General features: G+C 48.3%; 25 protein-coding genes. 1 reads left to right on the plus strand and 24 read right to left on the minus strand.

Annotation, left to right across the window (positions count from 1 at the left end; all coding sequences use genetic code 11):
- Positions 1-13: 13 nt before the first annotated feature.
- The 15 genes from MHH48_RS19625 to MHH48_RS19695 all read right to left on the minus strand — a co-directional run bounded on the left by MHH48_RS19625 (position 14) and on the right by MHH48_RS19695 (position 15,258).
- The gene (locus MHH48_RS19625; protein WP_076321609.1) at positions 14-1,309 is read right to left on the minus strand and encodes a PTS ascorbate transporter subunit IIC; all 1,296 of its coding nucleotides are present in this window, start codon (positions 1,307-1,309) and stop codon (positions 14-16) included.
- Between the two features lie 23 nt (positions 1,310-1,332).
- A complete protein-coding gene (locus MHH48_RS19630; RefSeq protein WP_076321610.1) occupies positions 1,333-1,596 on the minus strand; it encodes a PTS sugar transporter subunit IIB in 264 nt (87 codons plus the stop codon).
- Positions 1,593-2,036, minus strand: coding sequence for a PTS sugar transporter subunit IIA (locus MHH48_RS19635; RefSeq protein ID WP_076321611.1), 444 nt, complete (start codon positions 2,034-2,036; stop codon positions 1,593-1,595). The genes MHH48_RS19630 and MHH48_RS19635 overlap by 4 nt, the downstream gene beginning before the upstream one ends.
- Positions 2,037-2,071: 35 nt before the next feature.
- On the minus strand, positions 2,072-4,159 hold the full coding sequence (locus MHH48_RS19640) for a BglG family transcription antiterminator (RefSeq protein ID WP_076321612.1): 2,088 nt from the start codon (positions 4,157-4,159) through the stop codon (positions 2,072-2,074).
- A gap of 444 nt (positions 4,160-4,603) precedes the next feature.
- Positions 4,604-5,563, minus strand: a complete 960-nt coding sequence (locus MHH48_RS19645; protein ID WP_306024091.1) for a metallophosphoesterase family protein — start codon at positions 5,561-5,563, stop codon at positions 4,604-4,606.
- Positions 5,541-6,788, minus strand: coding sequence for an MFS transporter (locus MHH48_RS19650; protein WP_076321614.1), 1,248 nt, complete (start codon positions 6,786-6,788; stop codon positions 5,541-5,543). The genes MHH48_RS19645 and MHH48_RS19650 overlap by 23 nt, the downstream gene beginning before the upstream one ends.
- On the minus strand, positions 6,785-7,603 hold the full coding sequence (locus MHH48_RS19655) for an MBL fold metallo-hydrolase (protein WP_076321615.1): 819 nt from the start codon (positions 7,601-7,603) through the stop codon (positions 6,785-6,787). The genes MHH48_RS19650 and MHH48_RS19655 overlap by 4 nt, the downstream gene beginning before the upstream one ends.
- A gap of 273 nt (positions 7,604-7,876) precedes the next feature.
- Positions 7,877-8,653, minus strand: a complete 777-nt coding sequence (locus tag MHH48_RS19660; RefSeq protein WP_306024094.1) for a DeoR/GlpR family DNA-binding transcription regulator — start codon at positions 8,651-8,653, stop codon at positions 7,877-7,879.
- Between the two features lie 95 nt (positions 8,654-8,748).
- The gene (locus MHH48_RS19665; RefSeq protein ID WP_076321617.1) at positions 8,749-9,300 is read right to left on the minus strand and encodes an aldo/keto reductase; all 552 of its coding nucleotides are present in this window, start codon (positions 9,298-9,300) and stop codon (positions 8,749-8,751) included.
- Positions 9,301-9,421: 121 nt separating this feature from the next.
- Complete coding sequence (locus MHH48_RS19670) at positions 9,422-10,636, minus strand: MFS transporter (RefSeq protein ID WP_076321618.1); 1,215 nt, start codon at positions 10,634-10,636, stop codon at positions 9,422-9,424.
- Positions 10,637-10,714: 78 nt separating this feature from the next.
- Positions 10,715-11,299 carry a helix-turn-helix domain-containing protein gene (locus tag MHH48_RS19675; protein ID WP_076321619.1) on the minus strand — a complete coding sequence of 195 codons (585 nt, stop codon included), beginning with the start codon at positions 11,297-11,299 and terminating at the stop codon, positions 10,715-10,717.
- 187 nt (positions 11,300-11,486) lie between these two features.
- Positions 11,487-11,795: a hypothetical protein gene (locus MHH48_RS19680; RefSeq protein WP_256720450.1), complete on the minus strand. Its 309-nt coding sequence runs from the start codon at positions 11,793-11,795 to the stop codon at positions 11,487-11,489.
- 234 nt (positions 11,796-12,029) lie between these two features.
- On the minus strand, positions 12,030-12,614 hold the full coding sequence (locus MHH48_RS19685; RefSeq protein ID WP_076321621.1) for a histidine phosphatase family protein: 585 nt from the start codon (positions 12,612-12,614) through the stop codon (positions 12,030-12,032).
- Between the two features lie 80 nt (positions 12,615-12,694).
- Entirely contained in the window at positions 12,695-13,687 is a 993-nt protein-coding gene (locus MHH48_RS19690; protein WP_076321622.1) for a phosphotransferase, read from the minus strand.
- Between the two features lie 365 nt (positions 13,688-14,052).
- On the minus strand, positions 14,053-15,258 hold the full coding sequence (locus tag MHH48_RS19695; protein WP_076321623.1) for an MFS transporter: 1,206 nt from the start codon (positions 15,256-15,258) through the stop codon (positions 14,053-14,055).
- Positions 15,259-15,385: 127 nt separating this feature from the next.
- Here MHH48_RS19695 and MHH48_RS19700 point away from each other — a divergent pair, with 127 nt between their 5' ends.
- On the plus strand, positions 15,386-16,000 hold the full coding sequence (locus MHH48_RS19700) for a TetR/AcrR family transcriptional regulator (protein ID WP_076321624.1): 615 nt from the start codon (positions 15,386-15,388) through the stop codon (positions 15,998-16,000).
- Positions 16,001-16,110: 110 nt separating this feature from the next.
- Here MHH48_RS19700 and MHH48_RS19705 read toward each other — a convergent pair whose 3' ends face one another.
- The 9 genes from MHH48_RS19705 to MHH48_RS19745 all read right to left on the minus strand — a co-directional run bounded on the left by MHH48_RS19705 (position 16,111) and on the right by MHH48_RS19745 (position 25,869).
- On the minus strand, positions 16,111-17,202 hold the full coding sequence (locus tag MHH48_RS19705; RefSeq protein ID WP_076321625.1) for a hypothetical protein: 1,092 nt from the start codon (positions 17,200-17,202) through the stop codon (positions 16,111-16,113).
- A gap of 135 nt (positions 17,203-17,337) precedes the next feature.
- On the minus strand, positions 17,338-18,141 hold the full coding sequence (locus MHH48_RS19710; protein WP_076322165.1) for an ABC-2 family transporter protein: 804 nt from the start codon (positions 18,139-18,141) through the stop codon (positions 17,338-17,340).
- Between the two features lie 12 nt (positions 18,142-18,153).
- A complete protein-coding gene (locus tag MHH48_RS19715; RefSeq protein ID WP_076321626.1) occupies positions 18,154-18,963 on the minus strand; it encodes an ABC-2 family transporter protein in 810 nt (269 codons plus the stop codon).
- The gene (locus tag MHH48_RS19720; RefSeq protein WP_076321627.1) at positions 18,960-19,943 is read right to left on the minus strand and encodes an ABC transporter ATP-binding protein; all 984 of its coding nucleotides are present in this window, start codon (positions 19,941-19,943) and stop codon (positions 18,960-18,962) included. The genes MHH48_RS19715 and MHH48_RS19720 overlap by 4 nt, the downstream gene beginning before the upstream one ends.
- A gap of 60 nt (positions 19,944-20,003) precedes the next feature.
- The gene (locus tag MHH48_RS19725) at positions 20,004-21,179 is read right to left on the minus strand and encodes a radical SAM protein (RefSeq protein ID WP_076321628.1); all 1,176 of its coding nucleotides are present in this window, start codon (positions 21,177-21,179) and stop codon (positions 20,004-20,006) included.
- Entirely contained in the window at positions 21,151-22,257 is a 1,107-nt protein-coding gene (locus MHH48_RS19730) for a hypothetical protein (RefSeq protein ID WP_076321629.1), read from the minus strand. Before MHH48_RS19730 ends, MHH48_RS19725 begins: the two co-directional genes overlap by 29 nt.
- A gap of 22 nt (positions 22,258-22,279) precedes the next feature.
- On the minus strand, positions 22,280-23,794 hold the full coding sequence (locus MHH48_RS19735) for a hypothetical protein (RefSeq protein WP_076321630.1): 1,515 nt from the start codon (positions 23,792-23,794) through the stop codon (positions 22,280-22,282).
- Complete coding sequence (locus tag MHH48_RS19740; RefSeq protein WP_076321631.1) at positions 23,781-24,056, minus strand: acyl carrier protein; 276 nt, start codon at positions 24,054-24,056, stop codon at positions 23,781-23,783. Before MHH48_RS19740 ends, MHH48_RS19735 begins: the two co-directional genes overlap by 14 nt.
- A 553-nt stretch (positions 24,057-24,609) precedes the next feature.
- Entirely contained in the window at positions 24,610-25,869 is a 1,260-nt protein-coding gene (locus tag MHH48_RS19745; RefSeq protein ID WP_076321632.1) for an MFS transporter, read from the minus strand.
- Between the last annotated feature and the right edge of the window lie 75 nt (positions 25,870-25,944).

A 25,944-nucleotide genomic window follows, 5' to 3' on the forward strand; every position in this document is an offset into this window, starting at 1 on the left:
TGTTATCGGATGGTTAAAAGAACAGTTTCGCCAGGAAGTGCAGAATCGGTCCAATGATGAACATATCGGAATCAGCTGCCCACATGGCTGTATCCGGCACCGTCGAGGCGATGAAGAAGCGAACCATCAGAAACTGTCCCCAAGCTACAACGGTGGAAGTGATGAAGCCGCCGATAACGGCCCCGCGAACACCGCCTGTCGAGTTCCCGAACACCCCAGCCGTAGCACCGTGGAAAAATAAGACGATCATCGTTGGCACGAAAATGTAAGCAACGGTGTTGCCAAGTACAAGCAGCCAGATAATCGCTCCCGCGAAAGCTCCCAGGAATCCAAGAACCACCGCATTCGGCGCGTAAGGGTACACAACTGGCGCATCGAGTGCCGGTTTGGCGCCTGGTACGAGTTTGGTCGCGATCCCGTTGAAGGCCGGAACCAACTCGCCGACGAACATCCGGACCCCCATCAGAACGATGGCGATTCCGCCTGCGAATGTGAACGATTGGATTATAGAGTAAATAATAAAGTTCTGGTCACCCGATTGTTTCATCAGTTCCGCAGCCGCCGGTGTGCCTTTCGTTGATAGAATAATGGCCCCGATCAGGAACAAAACTCCCATGCTGAGCGCAGTGATGACGTTGGAATCGCGGAGGAACTCAAAGCCTTTGGGTACTTTGATTTTCTCGGAATCGTTGTTTTTGTTGCCGAACAATTTACCGGACAAGGCAGCAAGCAAAGCAACCGAAGCCGATGTGTGACCAAGCGCAATGTTATCGTTGCCCGTAATTTTACGCAGGAACGGCTGAACCAGCGCCGGCTGGAATGTCCAGTACACACCAAGGACGACAGCGAGCATCAGTACCAGCTTCCAGATGGAGATGCCGCTGGCCGCATGAACGATCACGCCAGCGAAAACAGTCGACGTCCAGAACATCATGTGCCCGGTCAGGTAAATAAATTTAAACCGGGTGAAGCGTGCAAGCAGAACGTTGATCAGAAAACCGATAAGCATAGCAAGCGTAACGGCGCTTCCGAATTTGGAGTTGAATGCCTCCTGACCCATGAAGGTACCAAGGGATCCGCTCTCCAATCCGAAGACTTCCTTCCACATTGGCTCGAATACATTCAAGGCTTTTACAATGACATCAGAGCCTGCGCCGATGACGAGGAAGCCGATGATCGCTTTAAAGGTGCCGCTTACAAGCTGGCTCGTTGATTTCTTCTGAAGCAGAAGGCCGACCAGAACGATAAATCCGAGCAGAATGGCGGGCGTTCCAAAAATGTTGGTGGCAATCCAAAAAAGTACGTCCATATGCCCTCTCCCTTTCTAATGGTTTACAGCACTTCTTCCAGCTTCTGTTTGATTTCGTTATTGTCAAAATAGTTGTTGACGATAACAATTTTGGCCGCATGACCTTGAAGGCTTTGTGCCAGTTCATTGCTTGTAATGATATAGTCGGCAGCGGTTCCGGATGCCGTGGAAACGTCCGTATGCTCCACGTCGGCATTTACTCCCATACCGCTCAGCACGTTCTCCACATTCATTCTCAAAATCAGACTCGTTCCTTGTCCAAGACCGCATACGCATAAAATTTTCATTGTTCGTTCCCCCTAATAAGTTGTTGGATTGTCTCTACATCAGTTGCATTCATGAATTGTTCAATACTGCCCGGGCTGCTTAGCAAGGTGGTCAACTTTCGCAGCATGGCGATATGCTCCGAACTTGAAGAGCCGCCGAGCGCAAATACAAGCTGTACCGGGTCGTTGGCCGCATGGCCGAATACGACCGGCTTCTTCAATTTAATCAGCGAGACGGACGCTTCATTCACCCCATCCTCTGCACGAGCATGCGGAAGTGCGATATGAGGTGCAAGAACAAAGTACGGACCTCTTTCATGGTAAGATTTCACCATGGCGTCGGCATAACGTTCTTCCGCCGCACCCGTTTTTACCAGCAGATCTCCTGCTAAGCGGATCGCTTCTTCAGCCGTCTCGGCCTCCACATCCAGCGCAATTAGTGACGGTTCCAAAAATTTCATTCTCATCTCTCCCAAGTCCGATATTCTAATCGATGCTAAAGACCGGTGTTTAATTGCTGCAGTATCTCTTCTTTCGTCTTGGCCTCTTTCAGACGGATCAGGTTTTCCTTCTCCCTAAGCAGGATGGTCAGCTCCGACAGCGCTTTGAGGTGGGATTCACCGTCAATCGCCGCCAGTACCAGAATGATCTGAACTTGATGCCTTGCTTCTTCTGAAAAGGCCACGGGTTGCTCCAGTCGCAGCAGACTGATTCCCAGCCGCCGGACACCATCCTGCGGCTTGCCATGCGCAATCGCGATGCCTGGTGCAACGACGATATAAGGGCCTAGCGCCTCCACTTTGGAAATCATCGCATCGATATAGGCTTCATCGATGCGCCCATCCTTCAGCAGGGGTTCGGAGGCTTCGCGTATGGCGCTCCGCCAGTCGGCCGCTTCTCTTTTGATTTGGATCATCTGTCCAGTGAGCAGATCCGATAATGATGGCTTGCGTGCTTCACTCAGCCATGTTTTCCCAACAGACAAGTAGTGGTTAAGCTCCTCCGTAAGTCCTGCTTCATCCCTAACCGCGGCATATTTATGGACGATGTCCAGCAGCGCTTGAACCGAGTACGCCGGGGTCTTTGATTTACGGCCGGCAACCATGTTGACTTGGTTCAGCAGGTGTTCCTTATCCTTATCGCTGAGAATCGGATTCACTAGGAGAACGGGCACTTTACTATCCGGCAGCGGTACCGTTGAGAAAATAAAATCAACATTCTCTTCATCAAACGACTCGTAATTCCGCAGCGAGAGTACCGCTGTAATATCCACTGCCGAGAAGAGGTTCTCCAGCTGCGATTTCAACATTCGCGAAGCGGAAATGCCGTTGACGCAGACGATGGCGGCCTGTCTACGTACAGCCGGCTTCGTGTTCTCTCTACGCAGCCAGCCGCCGAAATGCATGGCAAGGTATCCGATTTCGTTGTCGTCAAGTGGACGTCCAACCAGTTGTTCGAACGGTGTCGCGGAGCGACGGGTCAGCTCGAATACTTCCCTGTACTTGGACAGGATATTTTCGAGCAGCGGATTTTCAAGCCCGAGTCCGTATATGATCCGGTAATAAGCCGGCTTCAAATGGACAAGCAGATTCTCCTCCATCGCTTCCCGGTTCGGTAGGAATACGCAGGCGTAACGCTGAAAATCATCTGTCATCTGTTTGGTCACTTGCCGAAGCTGCTTGAGCACTTCTTCGGATCCGGTCATCTGTTCCATCCGATTGACTCTCGCTCCCAGCAGATGCATCGTAAAGTAGCAGATTTCTTCATCCGGGATAGAGACACCGAACATTTGGCCGAGACCTTCAGCAACCCCAGCGGCAACTTCATACTCTGGCATCCGCCGCAGCACGTTTCGTTCATCTTCGTCTATTGAGATAAACTGCTCTTCCTGAATACGTCGTACATACAACAGGAAGCGTGCCGTCAAATGAAATAACATCTCGTCCGTCAAATCTACGCCCAGCGTTACTTCGCTATCCGAGATAAGGCGATACACCCGCTTCAGGTGTTCCGAATTCATAGGGGGAAATAAGTTTCGGGCAAGATCCGGTCCCTCCGATTCCGGTTTCCGGTTAAATACCTGCTCCCAGCCTGCATCGCCGAAAACCTGACCGAAATAATAGCTCAGGGCCTTCCGCTTGTCACGTTCCTCCCCATTTACGTCATAGCCCTGCTTGCGATCGTAGGTTACCTTGAGTTTTGAGGCCTTTATGTCCGACCGGACCATATTTAAATCCTTGAGCACAGTTCCTCGGCTAACTTGCAAAAGATCCGTCAAATGATGAACAAAGAGCGGACCCTCCGCCGACAACAGATAGAGCGACATCCACGCCATTCTTTCCCGTGGGGACAAATAATACGGCTGTGCATGAGGCTTCCCGGTTGACTGCGGAAGACCGGCCCTGCTCTCATCGGGCAAATAATAGCCAACTGTCCTGACATATTTGACCGGAGGAAGATGAATCGCTTTCAAGTAATCGTTTATTTTTTCCATATCATAATAAACGGTTCGTCTGGAGATACCGACCTTCTGCATCAGTTCTTCCAGCGATACATAATCGGCCGCCTCATAAAGCAGCGTCAAAATCCGGGTACTTCTTTCGTCCAGAATACGGCATCAACTCCTTTGCCGTTAGTGTAGTGCCTTTTGCAATTTGATTATACCCGCAGGCAATTGATGAAAGACAGTTCAATTCATGGAGACCCTTTTGTGCAAAAATGAACTCAAGTGTTTTAAGTTAATCCCCTACTTGACCTCCGTTAGTTTCCTTTTTATTTGTCTATTGTTCTCAGTCAGTTCATCTTAAAACAAAAAAAGACGCATACAATGCGACTTTCGAAGTCATAACGTTTCTTTTTCCATACTGGTAAATCTCCATTCATTAAGCATGACTGCCGGACAAAAAAAGCACAGGCTGAATGGCCTGTGCAAAATTTTGTTCACTTCAAGATTGTCATGTTAAATCGATGCCTGTACATTCTGAAGTAAGTAGTGTGCAAGATTAGCATCTTATTCAAATAAATTCACTTACCGAGCGACCGGCTTATGTATCGGTAATTTCGCGACTAGTCCGTCGCCCTGGCGGATCCATGTCTCGAACTGTCGTTCGCCCGCCTTTAATCGAATGACTCTTGCTCCCGTCGGAAACTTATCCTTACGCACACCATCTACATAACTAACGTAACGAGTAGACCTCCCGTAGCAAAGACGTATGCCGTGCAGTGTCCCGCAATAATCGTTTGAGTGGTCATGTCCGACGAACGTGCCCATCACATCGCCCATCTCTACCATGGCGGCAAACAAGCCTGAATTTACCTTCGGCGAGCTGATCCATTCGCTGCAATGGCCCTCACACACTTTCGTCTTCCATACCTCATCGTATTCGGGCAGCGGAATATGGAAAAAAGCCAGTGCGGGCAAAGGCGCCCCGCCATTTCGCTCGGCCAATTGCCGTGATTCGGATACATACCATTCGATTTGATCTCGGCGTATCCAGTCGTATCCGCCCACCGCTTCAATCGGTGAGTAATCGCCGCTATCGAGGAAAAACAACGAGACCGCTGGCTTCTCCGCCCGATCGTTAATCGTCAGCACGTAGTTTCCCGCTCCGCTAACCCCCGGAGGATCCGGTTGGGCTACGCAATATTCATGCAGGAGCTGCTCCTCATGCATTCTCTTTCGAGGCAAGCTCCCTTCCGAGTCATGATTGCCAAACACAGCCGCCCATGCTACGCGGTTTTCTTCAGCGACAGCGACCGCGCTTCGAAACGATTGAAGTGGATCTTTGCTTCTAGCACTTGCCGTTAAGTCGCCTGCAAACACAACAAGATCCGGCTGCTCAATCGCGATGATTCTCTCCATCGTCGCCTTCGTCATCGAGTCGAGAAGCGGCGTCTCCGGATCCAGGTCCTCAGCGTCAATAAACTCTACATCAGAAAACTGTACGATGACAAACGTTCCATCCTCACGAAACTTTAGCTTTTTCACCAAGGTATACCCGCCCCTTTGTCGCATATTCTTTCCAATACCATAACCCGATCAAAATGAATACAGCAGCGCACGCCAAATACATCGATGTCACGCCATACTGCAAACCGACCACCCAATAAATCAATGTCGGACCGATCGCCGCCCCTAAATCGGTAGATACGGAATAAGCGGTCATGACTGTAATAACGGATGTGCTCTTCGCAGCGTCAGAAGCCATAGCGTCCATGATCGTACCCAGCGCAGTGCTTGTAATCATGACGAAAATGACAATAACAATCCAAATACCGATCGGCAGCTGCCACGGAAGTAATACGTAACCGGCTGCCGCACCCGCCAACGAAAGCATAAATAAAGGCAGCCTTCCTCCCGGTCCATCCGTACGCTGTCCGAACCATCGAGCCAAGAACGGCTCCCAAGCACAGCGCAGCGCTGTCAATACGCCGCCTAACGCCGTACTGCCAATGATCAATCCGAACCATGGTATCCCCGTTGGATAACTCGTATCGATAAGATACGTAAGTGTCGCGCCGAATACGGCGTGCAGTAATGATATAATTAATCCGCTTATCACGATTTTCTTCACCTGAAGCGACCACACCTTACTTCTGTCACCGCGAGGTAATTCCATTTGGTGTGATCCGGATGCTTTCCCCTGACTGATGGATGCCGCGATCAACGGAAGTCCGACCAATGCCGTCATGCCAAACCATATCGAGACAGACCGTAACCCGAAGAAGGGCACAAGCAACCCTCCAAACAGTACGCCTACCAAGCTGCCAAGGCGCCACAACCCGTTATACGTTCCCATTAAGCGCCCTCGATTCGTATCATCGGAGTAGCGAATGACGGTCAAATACCCGCCCATTCGCATCAAGGACCATGCAATCCCCCACACCGCTCGCAAAGCTATCCAAAGAACGAATCCTTTGAAGATGCCGTATCCTACTGTGGTAAGCGCCGCTAACAAAACGGAGATGAACAGACCGGTTCGAAGCGACATCCGATGATACAGCCAGCCAATTACAGGATTCAGGGGCAGCCTTACTAGTCGATTTACTGACAACAGCACGCCTACCTGCCAAAGCGCGTCCAGTCCCGCTTCCTTCCAATACACTGGGAGGACAATGTACAGCATGGAATCGCCGAAGAGGGTTAGCGCGGTTACGATGCCGACAATCCTAATCTGGCGCTGTTCAATTGCGTTGCTGCTGTCACTCGTCATAGGTCGACGATCAGACCATCGTAAGCCACCTTAATGCCCGCGGGTTCGAAAGCGCGTTCAAAATCATCATGCAGAAATCCGGAGTTATGTGTAAAATGAGTTACATATACAAGACCGTTACTCCCAAGCGTACCTTCTTCCCGCCACACGCGCTGAACCTCAAGCACAGTTTCAATCCCCATATGGTTTGGATTTCGATCATTGTTCGTAAAGCTATGCGTGCAATCGATTATCGCCATATCGATCACTTTGCCCTGAAGCCATTTCCAAGTATCCTCATGCAGCCATCCGGTGTCATTGCCATAAAACAGCGTTTTGCCCCCTTTTTCTATGTAAAACAGCAAACAAGTTTCCATTGGGTCATGATTCGCAAGCAAAGGGGTGACTTGTGTGTCGCTGAGTGAAATCGTCTCGAACGGGCGCAATAAGTGGAACGCGAACCTGCCTCCAGCGTCCGGCCCAAGTGCGGCTATAGTCTGGTTAATGGCCGTATCGTTGCCGTAAATATGTAAGGGGTGATCGATACCGTGCGCAAATCCTTCAATACGGTTGTATAGATCCGATGGCTGAAAATGATCGTAATGCGTATGCGTGAATAATAGATGCTCAACCGCGCCCAAGTCGATCCGATCACGGAGCGCCTGCATATGCGAATCTGCGGAATAGTCAACCTTGATAACGCCATCAATCAATACAGAGCTTCTCGTTCGAATGTTTTTTCCTGCGAGCGACCTCGCGTTGCAGCAGGCGTCACAGCGGCAGAACGGGTTTGGAAATCCTTCCGCTGCAGCCGTTCCAAGAAAGTGGATTTTCATTGGTTTCTCCTCCCTTTGAGAAGCAATCGTTTATTTTCTTGACCCTTGATTAATACAGATAATACCACATATATACAATCAATCACATACAATTATTTATGATTCACAATCTATTTTCTTACGAAATCTGTTGACCGATCATACCTGTCCCATTAACACATAAACACATAAACACACACAAACACAACCTCTTATAACCAAAAAACCGAGTATAAACATAAAATAAACGATCCCTGGTTCGTAAAAAACCAAAAATCGTTCATATGGATTCTATTAATTGTAGACGATTTCGATGCCGCTTTTGCTAAATGTATCAACGATATCCCGGTCGATTTTGGAATCCGTCACAAATCGTTCGACCTCGGTTGCTCCGCATACTTTGATAAATGAATTTTGTCCGAACTTGCTGCTGTCTGCGAGGGCGATGCAGCGCTTCGCGTTCGCGTGCATTATTTTTTTCACTTGGACTTCGCCGATTGCGTTATCGGTAATTCCTGCTTCCAACGTAACCCCGCTCATACTCATAAAGAACAAATCCGCATGAAAGCGGGAAGTAAACTCTTCCGCCAGATCGCCTATGATGCTTTGCTCTTCATGACGAATGACGCCCCCGGTCATAATCACCGTATAACCTGGCATCGAAACGAGTTCGTTCACGATCGGAAGCGAATTCGTAATAACGGTTAATCGATCGAACTTGGCCTTCAACGCCTTAGCAATCTGGGTGTTCGTCGTACTTGGGTCAAGCGCGATGGACATCCCTTCGGTCACATAACGAACCGCGATTTGAGAAAGCTCCGTCTTCTCTTCCATATATATAGATTCGCGGATCGGCAGCGGGATTTCCCGGCTATAGTCGGGCTCCTTCAGAATCGCCCCACCGTGCACCCGCCGCAGGTAACCTTCACTTTCTAAATATTCGAGGTCACGTCTGATCGTTTCAAACGAAACCCCGAAATGCTCGATGAGCTCTGACGCTCGGATCGATTTGTCCTGATTCAGTTTCTGAATAATAATTTGATGCCGCTGCTCAGCAAACAACCACTCCACTCCTTACTTGCCTAGACTTCTTAATTAGAAGTTTACCATAAAAGCATTCAATCCTCCTGTTCAACCGTTTCGGGAGTTATTGTGGTGTTACCGCGTTATTTTACAAATAGCTTCATCAACTGTATGTAAATCGGATGTATCATGTAGCCAGTCGGGTTAACGGAATATCGTGTACCCGTATCTAGCTGCCAGATTCGGTCCATTTCTTCCTCGCTCAGATCAAAGTCAAAAATTTTGCTGTTTTCCTTTATCCTTTGCAAATTTAACGATTTGGGGATAATAATAACCCCCCGATTTATATGCCAGCGAAATATGACTTGTGCAACTGACTTTTGTTGATTACGGGCAATCTCAACGAGAACCGGATGCTCCAGCAAAGCCTTGTTTCCTTGACCTAGTGGGCCCCAAGCTTCATGCAGTATCCGATCACGAACCATATAGTCATGCAAATCGTGTTGTTGAAACTCCGGATGCGTTTCGATTTGGTTGATCATCGGTGATATCCGAGATTGCTTAATGAGATGCTTCAAATGCTTAATTTCGAAATTTGCTACGCCGATGACATTAATTCTCCCTTCCATGTACAAATCCTCCATCGCCGCCCACGCTTTCTCGTAATGAGGTCCAGCAAAATGAATCAAATACATATCGAGATACGTAACATTCAGTTTCCGACAAGTTTGCTCAAACGCTTTTTTCGTTGCATGATATCCAAGATCTGTTGTCCATACCTATCGATGTCACATTCCTGTAAGAATCAACAGTCATTCAGCTTATATCGCCGTGTGCCCCTTTTTTTTCAGTAAAAAAGTACAGTAATGCCAAGATCGGAAAAAGAACGCCAACCCACATCGCCGCTTTCCAGCCGCCCATGGCGTAAGCCCAACCTCCGACTGCAGAGCCTATGGCTCCACCCGCAAAAAAGATCGCCATATACATGCCGTTCAGCCGGCTGCGCACCTCATCTCCCAAAGAGAAGATCGCTCGCTGTCCCAACACCATATTGGCTGAAACGCCCATGTCTAGAAGGATGGCAGCAATGACCAGGATAACGATAGAGAATATAGAACCTCCAGGAAACATAATCGGCAAAAGCCCCGACAGTATCACCAGCACGATGGACAATCCGGTTGCCGAACGTATCAGACCTTTATCTGCAAAGCGGCCAGCTATAGGCGCTACCGCCGCGCCGGAAACCCCTGCCAAAGCGAACAGCGCTACGCCTGTTGATGAAAAATGAAACACCGGACTCGTTAAAACGAGCGGAACCGTTGTCCAGAACAGACTAAACATGCCGAACAAAAACGCGTGATACAGTGCGCGGCGCCGCAGAATCGGCGTTGTCTTGAGCAAATGCAGCATGGATGAGATGATTACCGGATATTTGTCCTTAGTTTGCGGCTGCCTTGCCGGAAGGACTTTTGCCAAGACAAGAGCCAGTACCAAGAGCATGGCAGAGGAAATAATAAAGATGGCATGCCAGCCGAAATATTTATCCACCATACTCGAAACCGGACGGGCCAACATGATTCCCAAAAACAGACCGCTCATTACGTTGCCTACATTACGTCCGCGCGTCTCCTCAGGAGAAAGATGCGCCGCATAGGGAATCAGGATCTGGGCCGCGACGGCCCCCACGCCTATAAACAAGGAGGCGGCAAGAAACAGCGCCGCGTTCTGTGCCTCAGCGGCGATGATTAATACAATGGACGTCAGAATCAACAGCGTAACCACCAGTTTGCGGTTTTCGAGCAAGTCTCCCAAAGGGACGATAAATAACAAGCCGATTCCGTAGCCGATTTGAGTCAGCGTGACGATCAAACCTGCGGCTTCCGAAGATAACCCTATTGCCGAGCTGATCGATTCAATTAAAGGTTGTGTATAATAAAGATTTGCAACGATCAACCCACAGGCAACAGCAAGAATCAATGTGATCCATGTAGAAACGGATTTCTCCAACCTTTCCTTTGCGTTTTCATTCATGTTAAGCACTCCTTTTTTTATGAACTATTGCATTACAATACAGGAATGATCATTCCAGTTTGATGAAAAAAAATAGATTTACAGCATCTCGAAGACCGCATTCATCATACCGTGGACTTTATTAATATCGCTCTGGACCCTGGCCATTACGTTGATGCTATGGTTGAGATTCAGCAGCAGGTACGAGAACATTTTAATATCTTTCTCCGGGGCTATCTCTCCCGTTTCTTGCCCTTTCTTTAACGTCTCATAAAACAGCTGCTCCAATTCCGTAAACCTTTGGCGAATCATATTCTGCAAGGGCTCATCCACCGTATCCAAACCAACAGAAGCATTCGTAATCAGACATCCATTGGGGAGAGCTTCGCCGTGCGTGGCAAAAGCGTTCATGATATGCAGCTCGAAATACTGGCGGATCCCCGCGATCGCAGAAGTTGCATGTATCATCTGATCGCGTTTTTTTTGCGACATTTTTTTATAATATTGGATGGCCTCGTAATACAGCGTCTGTTTATCCTGAAACGTTTCGTACATACTGGATCTGCTCAACTCCATGGATTCCAGTAAATCCGGTATGCTTGTAGCTTCATATCCTTTTTCCCAAAATACGATCATGGCCTTGCGCAGTACTTGCTCCCGGTCAAATTCTTTGGTCCGTCCCATTGATACCCCCTCCTTTTCTACATGAGTATAAACAAACTGGAACGAGTAGTCCAGTATTTTTTCAAGCAGCAGAAGACGATTCAAAAATGATACGGACGAGTATATTAAATGACCCTCACATCAGCCTGGGGTTCCAAAAATAATGAAGAGAAACGTCAAACTTCCCATGACCTTCCTCCTCATTCGTTCATTTAAATAGATTTTCGATAACCCCAAAATCGAAGTCGTTCACGATTTTATACTCCCTGTTGTACCTTTTATGATTGCTCGAACCGTTATAGATTCGCACGTGGTCTGAACTAAAGAAGTATACGGCGAAGGTCGGGCCGTTACGGCCCTGGAACCAAACTTCATATTCATCGTCACCGTGATCCACTCTGCTGGTTTTACGCAGTTTGACTTCGGAAAAGGTGTTCATGATGCGCTCGATCTCTGCGGGATCTGTAATTTCTATCACTTGCTCGTTCGGACGGAACCGATTTTTCCCGACGCTCATATGGCTAATAGTCCCAGGTTCATTCAACTGATCGAGGACCATCTCCTTAAACGATGTTCTGTTTTGAAACGCCGAATATATCATCGCGCTGATTAGAATCAAAACGCAAATTGCCAGAAAGACATACCATGTGCGTTTATTCAGCCGCCATCTCCTCCCTCGTGTCGAAATAAAGCGTCCACTTTGATTATAACATCAATCACAGCCCAGAATTATCCAATATCCAAAGTGTGGCTATATTTTCACCTTGTACCAGCCAGCTTCTCCTAAGAAATCAGACCTTGTCAATCCATCTTTACCTAACAAGCATCGGTAGTTCGTTACCGTTCCATCATGAGTTATGATAAAGACCCTCTTTACACGCAGCGCTTTAATCCACCTTATCAATCTCAATCCAAGTGGTGCGAATGCGGATTCAGACAACGTATTAATTCCCGTTTTCCATAACTCCGGATGATCCTTTTCCAATACAATATAGTCTGAATGGTCGGTTATGATCATACCAAGTGGATAGTGGATATCACATTTCAACATTAAGGCTTCGGGGTTTGTGGGTATTGGAAACATTCGTGGTCCAACGAGTGGGGTCACGTATTTCTTCGCCGAGTTCAATCCACATGTAACTATATTGGTGGTCTCAATTGTTCTTAATGTTGGGCTGGAGATAAACACATCCTCTTGATGAAATGAGAATTCTGACCTCAGTTTAGCTACCTGCTCACGGCCTTTTTCGGTCAAGCGGGGATTCACTGTATTCAGTCTGTCAGGGATGTCTATATTATGTAAGCCTTGCCCATGACGAATAAAAATGATGTCCAATATTCCACACCCCTTTCAGTTATGAAGTGTTTATCAAATATCTAACCATACTTGTTCCGTCTTTTCCTCGCTTTTATAAATTACTGGAATTCGTCGATCAACGAAATTCCTTTTAGAATCCGCATCCTACTATCACTTAAAAAATCACGGGTCCAACCATCTGCTTGACTTAGATCCCAACTCCGGTGTATACCGACAACCACGATAATTTCACGCAGTCTCAGGAAGAGCTCCAGCTGATCCTTCCAGCCGTCAGGCATTTGACGGCCATCCTCTGTATAGCCCCGCTCGAAATGTTTCATGAAAAGTTCGTACTGCAGCTTACGCTCTGCCTTCGAATCTTCCCCGAATACGTAGAGCAAATAATAAAGCTGGATGGCAATGTCTTCGACATACCAACTGTACTGGCATTCATCGAAGTCAAAGAGCGTTATTTCCCCTGATTCATCAACCATGAAATTTCCTACATTGATATCTCCGTGTATCAAACCGAAATTATCAGTAGTAACACGGAGACTGGACAAATGTCTTTTAAGTTCATCAAGTGCATGAAGAATTGGTAGATGCTCTGCAGGTATATAATGTTTGGCCCGTAATAGGTATTCATTGCATTCCCATGTGTGTCTATTTGCCTTTTGTTTGTAACGCTTCGACAGTTCATGGAGACGGCCAGTCAGGCGTCCGCATTGCTCGTAAAGTACTGGATTATCTAGGCATTCGGGGTATCCAATTTTACGACCAGGCGCATATCTGAATGAGGTCACGTAGAAATCAATATGATTTCCTTGGATTCGTTCAAAGTCCTTTCCTTTAATCGAAGATACCGAGTCTGAAACTGCCAGACCATTCTCTGATAGATAACGAATCCATTCTATTTCAGCTGCAAGTCCTTCATCTGTGCGATGAGTGCTCGGTGTGAAACGGAGGATATATTTCATATGATTGCGATTGTAGGAATATACAAAATTTTGAAATCCTCCAATAAAAGTCAGCTCCTTGGGGCTAACTCCGAACCGTGCTGCACCTTCAATGGCATGTTCATCCAAGAACATTAATTTTATGTTTTGGTCCATGCGCACTCCTTTCATACGAACCCCATTTCGAATCGCTTGGGTGAAACTTAACTCAACATTAGGGGTGCAGGATATATCCCATATAACGGCTCCTAGTGAGATTATATATTTTAAAGGACCTCCCCCTTTTCCTCATACCAGCGGATCATTCCCCAAGCCGGTATATTTGAGAAGAGAGTTCTGATTCTATACTCATTATATGTTTCTCCTTTATGAATTTTAAAGATCCTTACTGGCATACTTACTTCAGGTGAGTATATAGTTACTACCGATTTCATCACTATATTAACGTTAATATATTACAAGCATAGCATAACATGGATTATACAAGTTTTATCCAGCATGAAAAACAAACCTATATAGTCTTATGTTTTGCTGGGAAAACCATGTTTCTTCGAACTCCACGCAATAGTCAATGCAATGAGCAGCAGAATCAACAGCACTCCCGGAAACGACTTGACTCCAATAAACTCCAACAAAGCACCCCCGACAATCCCGCCACCGGCGATGGCCAGATTCCAGACTGTAGTATTGATTGGCATTACGATATCCACACCTTCTTCACCACTTGCATCGGCAAGCGCTGTTTGCAGTATGGTGGCGGCACCGCCGAAGGTAAATCCCCATAATGCCACGACCGCATAAACGACGAATGCCGATGTAACGCCCGTCCCTAGTGCTGCGGCTGCCAGCAGGAAGCCCAACAGACTAAGTAAGACAAGCAGGCGCAGGTGTCGATCTATCAACAGACCCACAATCCAGATCGAGATCAGTGCGAACGCTCCAAATACAAGCAAGACCAGATCAACACGCCCAGCCAGTCCCAAAGGCTCAAGAAACGGCGCGATATACGTATATAAAATATTGTGTGCCAGCATCCACGTCAGTACCACCATAAGAACCGGACGGATGCCGGGCATAACAAACACTTGACGGATCGTCATACGTTGATTTCCAGGCTGTCCGGGATAGTCCGGCACCTGCCACAGAACCCATCCAATTAATGCGAGAGTCAGAAGTGACATGAGTCCGAATACAAGTCGCCAACCGATCAGATCACCGAGCAAGGTGCCAACCGGCACGCCTAGCGTAAGAGCAATCGGAGTACCAACCATCGCGACTGCCAAGGCACGACCTCTTAAAGCATCCGGAACCATACGACGTGCGTATCCGGGGATCATCCCCCATGCGGCACCGGCAGATACACCAGCGAAAAATCGAGCGACCAGCGTTAATGCATAGCTGCTTGACAGTGCGGTAATCGAGTTGAAGATGAAAAACCCAACAATAATGGCTAGCAGAAGCGGACGTCGCCTCATCCCACCGGTAAACATAGCAAACGGAATTGCCGCCACAATGGAACCCAAAGCATAGGAAGTTACGAGCTGTCCGGCCATTCCTGTTGTAATATTCAAACCTCCCGAGATATGCGGTAGTAAACCGGCTGGAATGGTTTCTGTAAAGATACAAATAAAACCTGTCATCGCAAGCGCGAGCAGTGCTAACCAAGGAAGTCTGGCAGGCGTAATAGCCGTTTGTGCCGTACCCGTGGAAGATGATAATTGAGACAAAATATTTTACCCCCCTCATGATAAATTTAATTATGGATCGATCATTCCATATATTAAATTCACCCTTCTCCCTTGTCAAGGACTTCTGGATCGATTAGTATAAAAGTAATAAAGGAGGGGCATTTATATGGCACGAACGGGACGTCCACGCGCTTTTAATCGTGACGAGGCAGTTGCTGCCGCCATGCTTCTGTTCTGGGAACACGGCTATGAATCCACTTCGCTTGCTCAGTTACGTGCTGCCATGGGCGATATATCTGCAGCGAGTTTCTATGCCGCTTTCGAATCAAAAGAATGTCTGTTCCGAGAAGTAATGGATCAATATATCTCGACGTATGGACAAGTTTCTGAAAGTTTCAGGGATACAGGTGTGACATCAAAAACTGCCATCGAACAAGGACTACGACGATCGGCTCAAATGCAGACAGAAGGCTCCCACCCTCTAGGTTGTCTGTTGATTTTGTCCGCTGTGAATTGTTCACCCGAGCAACAACACATCCGAGAGATGCTTGCCAAGGAACGAGCTAGGGTCCACAGTTGGCTAAAAGGCTGTATAGAGCGGGCCGTAGCTAATAAAGAGTTGCCGGATTCAACGGATATCCCCATGCTGGTAACCTTATTCGAAACATTTCTGCAAGGAATGTCGACGCAAGCACGAGACGGTGTTTCATACGAAGCCCTGGATGCCGCCATTACTCAACTGATGAGCATATGGGATTCATTATCGACGAAGTTAGGCTAACGCGACCATCATTAAGCCATAAAGTAAAATGAACAAAAAACCTGCTAGCCATGGCTAGCAGGTTTTGCTCTAACAATACTTCACCTATTACTGAATACCCGGTCTGCTTTCTAGTATGTATCGCATCGGGTTCCGCAGGTACTTACCAGTGACTCCTTCGAGCCTTCGAGCAGCGTAATCAGTTTTTGCAGGAGAACAGGCTCTTCCTTTTGGAACTCATCGAACCGGAGCCTCAGCCGTTCAAACATTTCTTTATCTTCGCGAATTTCATGACGAATATACTGATCTCTCAGCTTCATCGCCCTTTTGGTGATATCCTTGTAACCAGCCACAAGCTCTTCATCATACGGGATGATCCTCTCATCAACCAAGTATCCAATCCGTTCGCTCATCATCTTTTTGTGCTCCCAGAGCACATGAAGGTGTCTTACATCGTTACGGTCACCGAGCCGGGAATCGTTACCCTCTACGGCATCAAAGTACAGTTGCAAATAGTCGTAGACCTTAATTCCAAAAGCTTCCTCGTTGTCCGAATTGTAATTGATCCGGTTGAGATGAGTTTCTCCGTTTAAATAATCGCGCAGCTGATCAATCGCGGCCGTTTTATCAAAAGGATATGGAGAATGCGGCTCATATTTATAAAAGTACGTATGATGGTCGGCCGTGAGCCTCTCCTTTAGAAGATGCCTCATGGACTGAACGGCGTCCTGGAACTCCCGGAACGGGATCTGCAAATTGCGGTAAACTCCCGTATGGTCGAACATCGACGCATAGAAGACACTTTCGTCCCAATCGAAACCATATAGAAAAAGATGATGTGGGAACGGCTCCTTCTGATAGGAGGCCGCCGGCGATAGCCTGGCTTCGTCCAAAAACACAACGCAATAATAGCCGTTTTGGATCTGATCCGCGAAAAATTTCGGCCAGGCGTCCAATGCCAAACTCTCCAGAATCGTATAATTGACCGAGCAGGTGAGAAGAAACGGGTTGTTGAAATTCAGTTCGTTGGGCTTGCCCCGAAAAAAATCGACATAATACTGCCTGCCGTCCTCCAGAAAGTTTTTTTTGCAAAACATCTGGATAAAATTGCTGTAATACCAAGGCATCGTTTCTTCGTGGATGCTGGTGATCGAGAGTGTGTAAGCCCACCGCAAAAATCCTTTAAGCGGCGGATTCACCACCGGAAGCTGAAACGCGTTCATCTGATTCTCCCCTTTCTGACAAGTGATCCGGAATCCTGACCAGCAGTGTTCGGTGCGATTGAGCCCGGGCGCATCTACTCCCCTTCCTCATGCAAGGATGCAAGCTTGGCATTCAGTCCCACCAAACTGCCTGACTTAACTGCTAGCGCTGCTGTATCCTTTTACGGCTTGTTTCCAGAGGAGCCGTACAGCTGCGAAGAGCAGAAGTGAAGCGGCCAGCGCCAGTCCCACATGCAGCCAGTTGAGCTGCTCAAGCAGAAACATCGGTCCGAAATTGGTAATGAGGAATAGAGGAATAACAAAGGTTCCGATCCGCCGGACCCAGGTCGGGTAAATAGCCATAGGGAAATTGTTGGCGTCCCAAATGGAATGGGCGATCTCGGATACGGAGCCCGTCTGGACGAACCAGAATGACAGCAGCGCCGGGATAATCATCAGGCAGTAAGTGATGACAACAGAGACGAGCAGCAGCAGGGCAAACCCCGCGAGCTGCAGGAGCGTCAGTGGAATATCCATGGCATGCCAGCCGATACCGACCATGACGAACCCAACCAGAATATCGGGGATCGGCAGCGCCAAATCGACGTAACGCAAGGAAGCCATGAACTGAAGAGATACCGGCTTCGTCAGCATTAAATCAAGCGAACCGTCCTTAATATATTCTGGAATTTTCATGAAATTTGTAAAAAACAGGCCGACATAAATTCCGGTCACCACCGTATGCATGCCTATAAATAGAAGCAGCCCTTCGGGCGGTATGCCATCTACATGAAGATCGGTGCGGAACACGACGAGCACATATAACAGCTTGGCGAGCAGGTAGACGGATTCGACCAGCAGGCTCATCATAAAATTGCCCCGAAACTCCATTTGAGCGATGAGGCAATTTTTGATGAATAAACCGTACAGCCGCATGTATTTTCTCGCGTTTTTAAACATACGCAACGTCCGTTACCCCCCTACTGCCGAATATTTCTTCATGGAAACGCGCCAAGTCAGACGGGATAACCAGAAGAACAGCAGAATCCACCCACACTGGATTAGCAGCCCTTGGTACATAGCCGACGCTTCCGCTTTGCCGCTGAGAATATTGACCGGAAAATAAATCGTATATGGGAATGGCGTGTACTGAAGTGCCTTCACAACCGACTCCCCGAAAATCTCGAGCGGAAACATGCCTCCGCTCAAAATATTGACGAGCAGACTTGTAATGACAAAAAAATACGAGATCTCATGCAGATAAAAAGCACTCGCACAGATGCAGTAGGCGATCAGGAAATTGAGCAAAAGCGCCCCCGATAGCGTGACCGCGAACAGGATCAGGCGTATAGCCTGGAGCTCGAGCACGCCACCAGCAGATGCGAACCCAATAATCCCAATGAGCAGTAAAGCTGTAATCCCGTAATAGATCGCCTTCTGGCCGAAAAAAGATACCAGCCGATACCCGAAATAGCTGATCGGTTTGATCAAATACTTGTTAAGACCACCGTTTTTGATATCGTCGGCAATCTGGTGCTCGAACTGGGTAGCGATCAGTTTGGACACCAATCCCGCCAAGATCGTATACAATATAATTTGACCGTACGAATACGAGAACAGCGCATCCTGACCGGAATGCCGGTACACCGCCGTCCAGATGAAATACTGGACAAGAATCGGAAAAGTGGCCCCCAGAAGACCAAGAAAGAAGTGAAAACGGTATTCCATCGAATGCTGGACGCCCATTGAAAAAACAGCCCTATACAATTTGCCTCTGTTCATCCGACGGATTCCTTACGGTAGAGCATCGAAATACTCTCCTCGATCGCCACGTCCTCTATTGTCCAGTCCACGATCGGAAACGAATCGAGCACGGCACGCGACACTTCCTTCAAGCGGTACTTAGGCAGCTCCAAAACTGCGTTGTAGTCGTCTGCGCTGACTATTTTTCCGAATTTGGCCAACCGCTGCTCAGCAACGGGTTCGGAGAATTGCAGCCTTATCACTTTGTTCTCGCCAAAAAGATCGTTGATTTTATGAAGATCACCGTCATACAGAATACTGCCTTCATTAATGATGATCGTCCGCTTGCACAGATCCTCCACATCCTTCATGTAGTGGCTCGTCAGCAGAATCGTCGCGCCGAATTGTTCATTGTAGTATTTCAGGAACTCCCTGACCTTCTTCTGGGAAGGGAAATCGAGGCCGATCGTCGGCTCATCGAGATAAAGCAGCTTAGGGCGGTGGATTAGAGCGGCGATGAGCTCCATCTTCATCCGCTCCCCCAGGGACAACCGACGCACCTGCACGTCCAGAAGGTCCTGCACATCGAGCATTTCCGATAACTCGGCAAGACTCCGGCGGTAGAGATCATCGTCTACGTCGTAAATACATTTGTTCAAATAAATCGACTCGCTGGCGGGAAGGTCCCACCAAAGCTGGTTTTTCTGGCCCATCACAATGGAGAATAGCCGCTTGAACTCGTTCTTTCGCTCCCACGGGACATAGCCGAGTACATCGGCCTCCCCGCTCGTGGGATATAGAATGCCCGATAACATCTTGAGCGTCGTAGTCTTGCCCGCCCCGTTGGGCCCGAGAAAACCAACGCACTCGCCGGGACCGATATCGAAGGAAACGGATTTAACCGCTTCCTTCACCAGTGACTTGCGAGCAAACAAATTTTTTAATGAATTTTTGAGTCCTGCTTCTTTCCGGTAATACACAAACGATTTGTGCAGCTCCCGCACACGGATATAGTCCATCTCCGCTCCTCCCAAACGTTTGCCTGATCTGCCTGAATGAACGGCATAAAGTTTAAACGCTTAAACTCCATTGTTATAAAGCAGCACACATTTCGAGCAAATCGGCATCAGACCGCAGGCCAGAACCTCGCGCTGTTTGCGAAGATCTTCGCCGTGGAAAATATCCGCCACGCTGTCTTCGTACAAATTGCCGACACTGAATTCCGGGAAAAATTTGCACGGATTCACTTTGCCGTCAGGCATCACGTCCATCCGGTTCGAGATCGAGAAGCACTTCGTCCGGTTCATGGCCGGCTTCTCGCTTCCCCGGATAAACCCTTCCACCTCTTCGGGCTCCAGCGCGGGCTGATAGCGGATACGTACATTCCATACGCGCGAATTGACGCGTTTCAGCTCTTCGATCAATGTATCAAAATTATCCGGCGAGATATGAAACGTGAAGGAGTGCCAGCTGTTCTTGTGATCGTCCGCAAAGCGGGAAGCAAGGTGAGGGAAATGGGCATCAAAATAGGTATCCATTTTCTCCGCCGTACCGGAAGGGATGTACCAAGGGAAGCAGAAGTACACGGAATCTACACCCATCTCTTCAAAGTATTCCATAAAGCTGTAAAGCTTGCCGACCATCTGGTCATTTACTGTCAGAGCTACAGATACTTTGCCTTTATACAAGCCCTGCTTTTGCAGATCCAGCAGGAGCTGTATGGCGTGGATCACTTTCTTGAATGTACCTTTGCCTCTTATTGCGTCATTCTCTTTCTCGAAGCCTTCCAGGCTGACCAGCATGACCAGATTTTCCGACATTTTCAGAATAGAATCCAGCTTCTGTTCAATGAGAATCGCATTCGTACAAATGGTCGTATACCGGTCTTCTTTGGCCAGCAGCTCCGCCAGTTCATCGAACTTGGAGTAGAACAGCGGCTCCCCGCCCCACAGGAACACGCGCGATTTGCGTTCTCTTGTTTCGGCAAGTAGCTTCTCCACGACAGGAATCTCGATTTCATCGTTCTTTACTTCCTTGGCAAAGCCGTGATGGAAGCCTTCCGGATTCCATTCGAAGCAATGCTTGCAGCGCAGATTGCACCCGTTATTGAGCTTGATCCCAATCTCATAAGGCACAGGGGCCGCATAAGTCGGGTCCTCTTTGAGCTTCCTTCCCGTCTCCGCTAGCGGTACCAGGGTTCTTTTCATATTACGGAACGTCAGTTGGTCAAACGTAACTGCTGTTTTCGGCTGCATAGGTGTTCCTCCCAAAATGGTAGATTTTTGATCGCTGCTCCAGCAAACGTCTGCAAATCTCCTCTAGCATAGGTTTCGAAAAATCCTGAGCTTTCCATTCCGCAAACCGGATACCGAAACCACAGGATTCCCAATAGGCTGAATTATGAAGCTCATGGTCGCCAAACGGTTCCAGCATGACAAAAGGGATTCCGAACGCCAGCGAGTCGTTCAGGGTCGCTCCCCCCGGCTTGCTGATGATTGCAACGCAATTTCGCATGAGGTCCGTGTAAGCAGAGTAATCCCCGAGTGGAAACTCCCGGAGAACGCCGTCTTCACGGACATAACGCACCATCGGCGGAAATGTGTGCCGCCCCTGCACATCCCTGCTCCACGGATCCCAGAAGGCCTCCGTTCCGAAGTAGCGCGTAACCCCGTCGTCCTCCTCCACCTCGGAGGGATCGTAAACGATCACATCAAGGCTGTATCCGAGCTTACGAAGTTCTGAGATCGTTGCGGCATAGGTCCCGATCCCCCAGCCGCCGCCATGGATCAGAATGCGTCCGGTACGCTGCGCGTAAGGCAGAGGCTCCGCTTCGTTCGAAGCAAGGTAACTGTCCGGCGACAGCTTTGAGGGCTCGTAGAACCAGATGTTGTCGTAGCCTAAATATAATTGCTTGTGTACCTTATAAGACGGCGTATCACTCGCATCCAACCGAATCAGCCGGATGTCCAGAGGGATGTCGGCAGCTGCCTTATAACGCTCCAGGATTGGCAGCCAGAAGCCGGTAAAGACGGCAAAGCGGGAGACACCGGCCTGTCTCCAGTCGTCCAGCATTCTCCGGACCGCTTCCTCGTCCAGGGAAGAGTCAACGGGCTTGGCCAGCTTATGGCCCATACGGGCAACGGAGAAATCCGCATGGAATGCTTTTTTGGTAGAGCGTATCTTGTGCCGGACTTCCTCGTGATACAAGTTCTCCAGAACATGAACCTCTGTTCCGATACCTTTGCCTTGCAGGTACGTATGCAGATGCATAGCCGGAATGTATGCACCAAGCGAATTGCCCGACGCCAGCAAGGTGACCGAAGATGAATACATGCGCAGCCTCCGAGTTCCAGATTTAGTTGTACACTTTAACGGATAAGTCGGCGAGCATCTGACGCAGTCTTTTGACCAATTCACTGCGATGTTCGTCGTCACGCCCCAGCACGGCTGCATACATCCGTCCCTTCGGCATCCCCCGTTTGTTCTGTGTTCCTTCGGCGATACGGCGCCGTGTTAGAATCTCGTTCACCATGACGGTATTGGATGATAACGGAACGATCCCGTAATCCCCGGGTGCTGTCAACAGAAGACCGGATTCGCGCAGAGAATGCAGGAGTTTCCCGAATGTGAAGCCTTGCGGAAGACCGAGAGAGAAGAACGTAAGCCAGCCGTTAAGGCCGTATGGTTCCCACCATTTATCGAGATACGCGTTAATCAGTCCCATGGACTTGCGGGCGTTGATCTCCACAATGGATACGACTTCTCCGTCCTCCAGGATCATGGAGTCGAAGCAGACAAAGCCATGGTAGCCGTCCTCGGCCAGAGTCCGGAGCGCTTTCTCTATCACGGTAAAATAGCCAGCGTTCTCCAGCATGTCGTTAAAATCTTCATCGGCTTGGATAGACCCGCTGTAATTTTGCTGGTGATTCATCATCCGCTGAACGGAGATGAACTCCTTCTTACCGTTCTCCTGGATGAACCAGTGAGAACTGAAATCGGTCACTTTCGGCAGCAGGGGCTCTAGCAGAAACTGAACGCGCAATCCGCTTCCCTCCTGCTTATACAGGTGCTCCGCTATCCTTCGCTGCATGGCTTCGCTATCAATGAGCAGATTGCCCTTGCCCGAAACACCGAATGGATCTTTCAGCAAATACGATCCCCGCTTCAAAAACGTAGTTCCAATCGCCTCTATCTCCGCAGCGCTGTTTGCCTCCATCCCGTAGCGCTTCTCGCCGATGCTAGCCAGGAGTCTGCTCGAGTATATCTTGGAGTTGACACGTACAACCGTCTCCATGTCCGGTAAAGGATCAAACGGTCCGGCGGCACGGAGGTAAGTTTCCGTTTCTGCCGTAATAGCGTACGGCGATAGAATGTTGGTAGCGTTGGTGAACAACGCTTCATCCGGTGATTGTGTTTGGTTCAAACCGTTTACGGCATATAAGGAAGAGATCGATCCCGGCAAGAGTGCACCCTCAGAATAACCGGCACCGGCCGTCTGCAGCACCCTGTTTGCCGTTATAGGATCTTGGGCTTGTTCGGCTGCAAGGCTGAACATGCACCGCTTGAAAACGTCTGATCCTGGTAAAGGCTTATGCTCATCGTTCAAATCATAGTGATAACGGGACTGAAAAGAAAAACCCAGCCCGTTCAGGTATTCGTGCAGCGCCGGATCAATTTTGCAACGACTGTAAAGGACATCGTCCGGTCCGCAAAATGGAAATAGCAGCTCGTCCATGCAGAGGACAATCGATTCCCGGTCCTTATCGGGCATAGCGGGCAGCCGGGCCAGATCCGGATCCCTCCAACGTGTTTCGGGATCGAAGGTACCCATCACGATTTTCGGAATCACGCCGGCATCATTGCTTGACATCTTCGTATAGGGGCTGCTCCTGCGATTGGCAGCTTTTCAGAAAAGTGATAAATGAGTCGATCGACTGGAGATGTTCGTAATCGAATTGGTCATAGTCAATAACCACGTTTAACTGATCTTCGACTTTGAGCATAAACTGGATCATTTGCAGAGAATCGAGGCCTATATCGTTGTTTAGATCCGTATCGAGGGACAGGTTTTGGCGGAGTTCCGGTTGGTCTTCTTTGATAGAGCACAAAATGTCTACGATTTTACCGTACATGACTACACTCCTTTAGTGGGTTAATATACGAGGTACAACCGAATCTTTACATTTAGAAATTCCATTCGAACAAAAACTCCTAAAACATATTCCCTCCTTTTACCATAGTTACAATTATTATCTTCCTGGTGTTAAAATCTGTCAACAATAAATATAACAGGATTCGATAGAACGAAAATTGCCGAAAACTACGTCCAGATGGTAATAGAAAATTATAAGAATGGATCAGAGTCTCGATAACCGCGGCTTCATCTACGTAGATATTCTTGTTCACGACAAAAGGAGCTGTAACCTCTAAAGGTCACTAGCTCCTTGTATTCATGACTTGGTAATATGCGTGATGGTTCCTATGCGCACGAAAACCAGCCTGGGACACTTCGTATAAGCTTCCACACTTCATTCGGTATGCCGATTTTCTGTTGATCCTTTTTTCTGCTGATCCTTTAACGAATAGGGCGTTCGGATATTCATCCTCGCTTGTTATAACTGGAAAAACATCCCGTGGCAGACGGATGTACTAGATCTGAAGCCGCTGTGGTCCAGGCTTGAAGCATTAATCCGAAGTGGCTTCTTGTTCTTTTGGCAGTGGCAAACCCGCTTCAACCAATCGCTTGTTCCGAGCGAAGAATACCGTGAGTACGAGCATAAACAGTCCGGTACCGATCAGCAGCCATTCGATTTTGACCACATCAGCAAGCGGTCCGAATATCAACATCCCGATGGGCATCATGGAAGTCGAGATCATCCCGAAGACACCGAATATACGTCCCAGATAATTTTCGTCCACCTTCTCCTGCAGCATGACGGTCGTCGGCGTATTAAATATAGGCATCGCTACTCCGAACACAGCCATGATGGCTAAGTAAATCCAGAATACAGGTACAATGCCGAGCGCAAAAGTAGACGCGGCCATGATGAAGCTGGCTATAGCCATCGTGTACACTTTATTTTTGAACCCGCCCCATGACGCGATGATCCCTCCTCCTGCCATCATGCCGACGGAAAACGCGATTTCGATTGCCGTTAAGCGCCATACATCGTCACCGAAGCTGCGGGTAACCTGCAGCGGAGTCAGAAAGGCAGCAGGTGCCATCAGCACAAAGAAAAATGCGAAGAAGATAAAAAAGGATTTTAAAAAGGCATGCTGTTTTATATACACCAAGCCCTCCTTGAAGTCGTCCAGGTAGCCTGTACTTTGCGTAACAGATGCCTTTTTGTGCAGCGGAATTTTGAGAAAGACAAACAAGGTAAAGATCGCGATCGCAGCCGTAACGACGTCGATAAAAAAAATCATTTCGATCGTTGCCATGGTAAGCAAAGCCGCGCTGACAATAGGCGCTACGAACATGGTGAGTGCTTGCAGGCTGCCGTTAATACCGTTAACTTTCGTTAGCTTCTCTTGCGGCACAATTTGAGGCAATATCGCCCCGACCGCTGGTGTCTGAATGCCTGCCCCGAGTGCACGTACGGCAGAAATGACAAACAGCAGCCAAACCGCTTGGTAGCCAAGCATAAACGTGATGGCCAAAATTAGCGTAACCACCGCGATCATTGCATCCGCAATCATGATGAGCGATTTACGATTGAAGCGGTCCGCCCATACGCCCGCAAACGGCGACAGCAAAAACGTCGGAATGAATCCGCAAATAATATACAGCGTCATCATCATGCCTGACTGCGTAGTCAGCGTGATGTACCACATAATGGCATATTGCACCAAGGCAGAACCAAACAGTGAGAGTGTCTGGCTGCTTAAGAAGAGAATGATATTCCTTTTCCAATGAATTTTCTTATCATCTTCGGTTTCTGACATCATCCCACCCTTTCGTGTATTATCTCACGCGATTTACACTCATTTTAACTTAAAACATCATGTGACATTTCTTCT

Origin of the sequence: Paenibacillus sp. FSL F4-0100 (genome assembly GCF_037993005.1) — a bacterium.
GTDB lineage: Bacteria > Bacillota > Bacilli > Paenibacillales > Paenibacillaceae > Paenibacillus_AQ.

What these genes read in the sequence shown, in the direction of transcription:
- MHH48_RS19635 (WP_076321611.1), bottom strand. Translation starts at nt 2,036, where the DNA reads ATGAAATTTTTGGAACCGTCACTAATTGCGCTGGATGTGGAGGCCGAG.
- MHH48_RS19630 (WP_076321610.1), bottom strand. Translation starts at nt 1,596, where the DNA reads ATGAAAATTTTATGCGTATGCGGTCTTGGACAAGGAACGAGTCTGATT.
- MHH48_RS19735 (WP_076321630.1), bottom strand. Translation starts at nt 23,794, where the DNA reads ATGTCAAGCAATGATGCCGGCGTGATTCCGAAAATCGTGATGGGTACC.
- MHH48_RS19745 (WP_076321632.1), bottom strand. Translation starts at nt 25,869, where the DNA reads ATGTCAGAAACCGAAGATGATAAGAAAATTCATTGGAAAAGGAATATC.
- MHH48_RS19625 (WP_076321609.1), bottom strand. Translation starts at nt 1,309, where the DNA reads ATGGACGTACTTTTTTGGATTGCCACCAACATTTTTGGAACGCCCGCC.
- MHH48_RS19725 (WP_076321628.1), bottom strand. Translation starts at nt 21,179, where the DNA reads ATGCAGCCGAAAACAGCAGTTACGTTTGACCAACTGACGTTCCGTAAT.
- MHH48_RS19650 (WP_076321614.1), bottom strand. Translation starts at nt 6,788, where the DNA reads ATGACGAGTGACAGCAGCAACGCAATTGAACAGCGCCAGATTAGGATT.
- MHH48_RS19665 (WP_076321617.1), bottom strand. Translation starts at nt 9,300, where the DNA reads ATGTATTTGATTCATTTTGCTGGACCTCATTACGAGAAAGCGTGGGCG.
- MHH48_RS19655 (WP_076321615.1), bottom strand. Translation starts at nt 7,603, where the DNA reads ATGAAAATCCACTTTCTTGGAACGGCTGCAGCGGAAGGATTTCCAAAC.
- MHH48_RS19680 (WP_256720450.1), bottom strand. Translation starts at nt 11,795, where the DNA reads ATGAGCGTCGGGAAAAATCGGTTCCGTCCGAACGAGCAAGTGATAGAA.
- MHH48_RS19715 (WP_076321626.1), bottom strand. Translation starts at nt 18,963, where the DNA reads ATGAACAGAGGCAAATTGTATAGGGCTGTTTTTTCAATGGGCGTCCAG.
- MHH48_RS19730 (WP_076321629.1), bottom strand. Translation starts at nt 22,257, where the DNA reads ATGTATTCATCTTCGGTCACCTTGCTGGCGTCGGGCAATTCGCTTGGT.
- MHH48_RS19705 (WP_076321625.1), bottom strand. Translation starts at nt 17,202, where the DNA reads ATGAACGCGTTTCAGCTTCCGGTGGTGAATCCGCCGCTTAAAGGATTT.
- MHH48_RS19690 (WP_076321622.1), bottom strand. Translation starts at nt 13,687, where the DNA reads ATGGACCAAAACATAAAATTAATGTTCTTGGATGAACATGCCATTGAA.
- MHH48_RS19670 (WP_076321618.1), bottom strand. Translation starts at nt 10,636, where the DNA reads ATGAATGAAAACGCAAAGGAAAGGTTGGAGAAATCCGTTTCTACATGG.
- MHH48_RS19710 (WP_076322165.1), bottom strand. Translation starts at nt 18,141, where the DNA reads ATGTTTAAAAACGCGAGAAAATACATGCGGCTGTACGGTTTATTCATC.
- MHH48_RS19740 (WP_076321631.1), bottom strand. Translation starts at nt 24,056, where the DNA reads ATGTACGGTAAAATCGTAGACATTTTGTGCTCTATCAAAGAAGACCAA.
- MHH48_RS19700 (WP_076321624.1), top strand. Translation starts at nt 15,386, where the DNA reads ATGGCACGAACGGGACGTCCACGCGCTTTTAATCGTGACGAGGCAGTT.
- MHH48_RS19720 (WP_076321627.1), bottom strand. Translation starts at nt 19,943, where the DNA reads ATGGACTATATCCGTGTGCGGGAGCTGCACAAATCGTTTGTGTATTAC.
- MHH48_RS19675 (WP_076321619.1), bottom strand. Translation starts at nt 11,299, where the DNA reads ATGGGACGGACCAAAGAATTTGACCGGGAGCAAGTACTGCGCAAGGCC.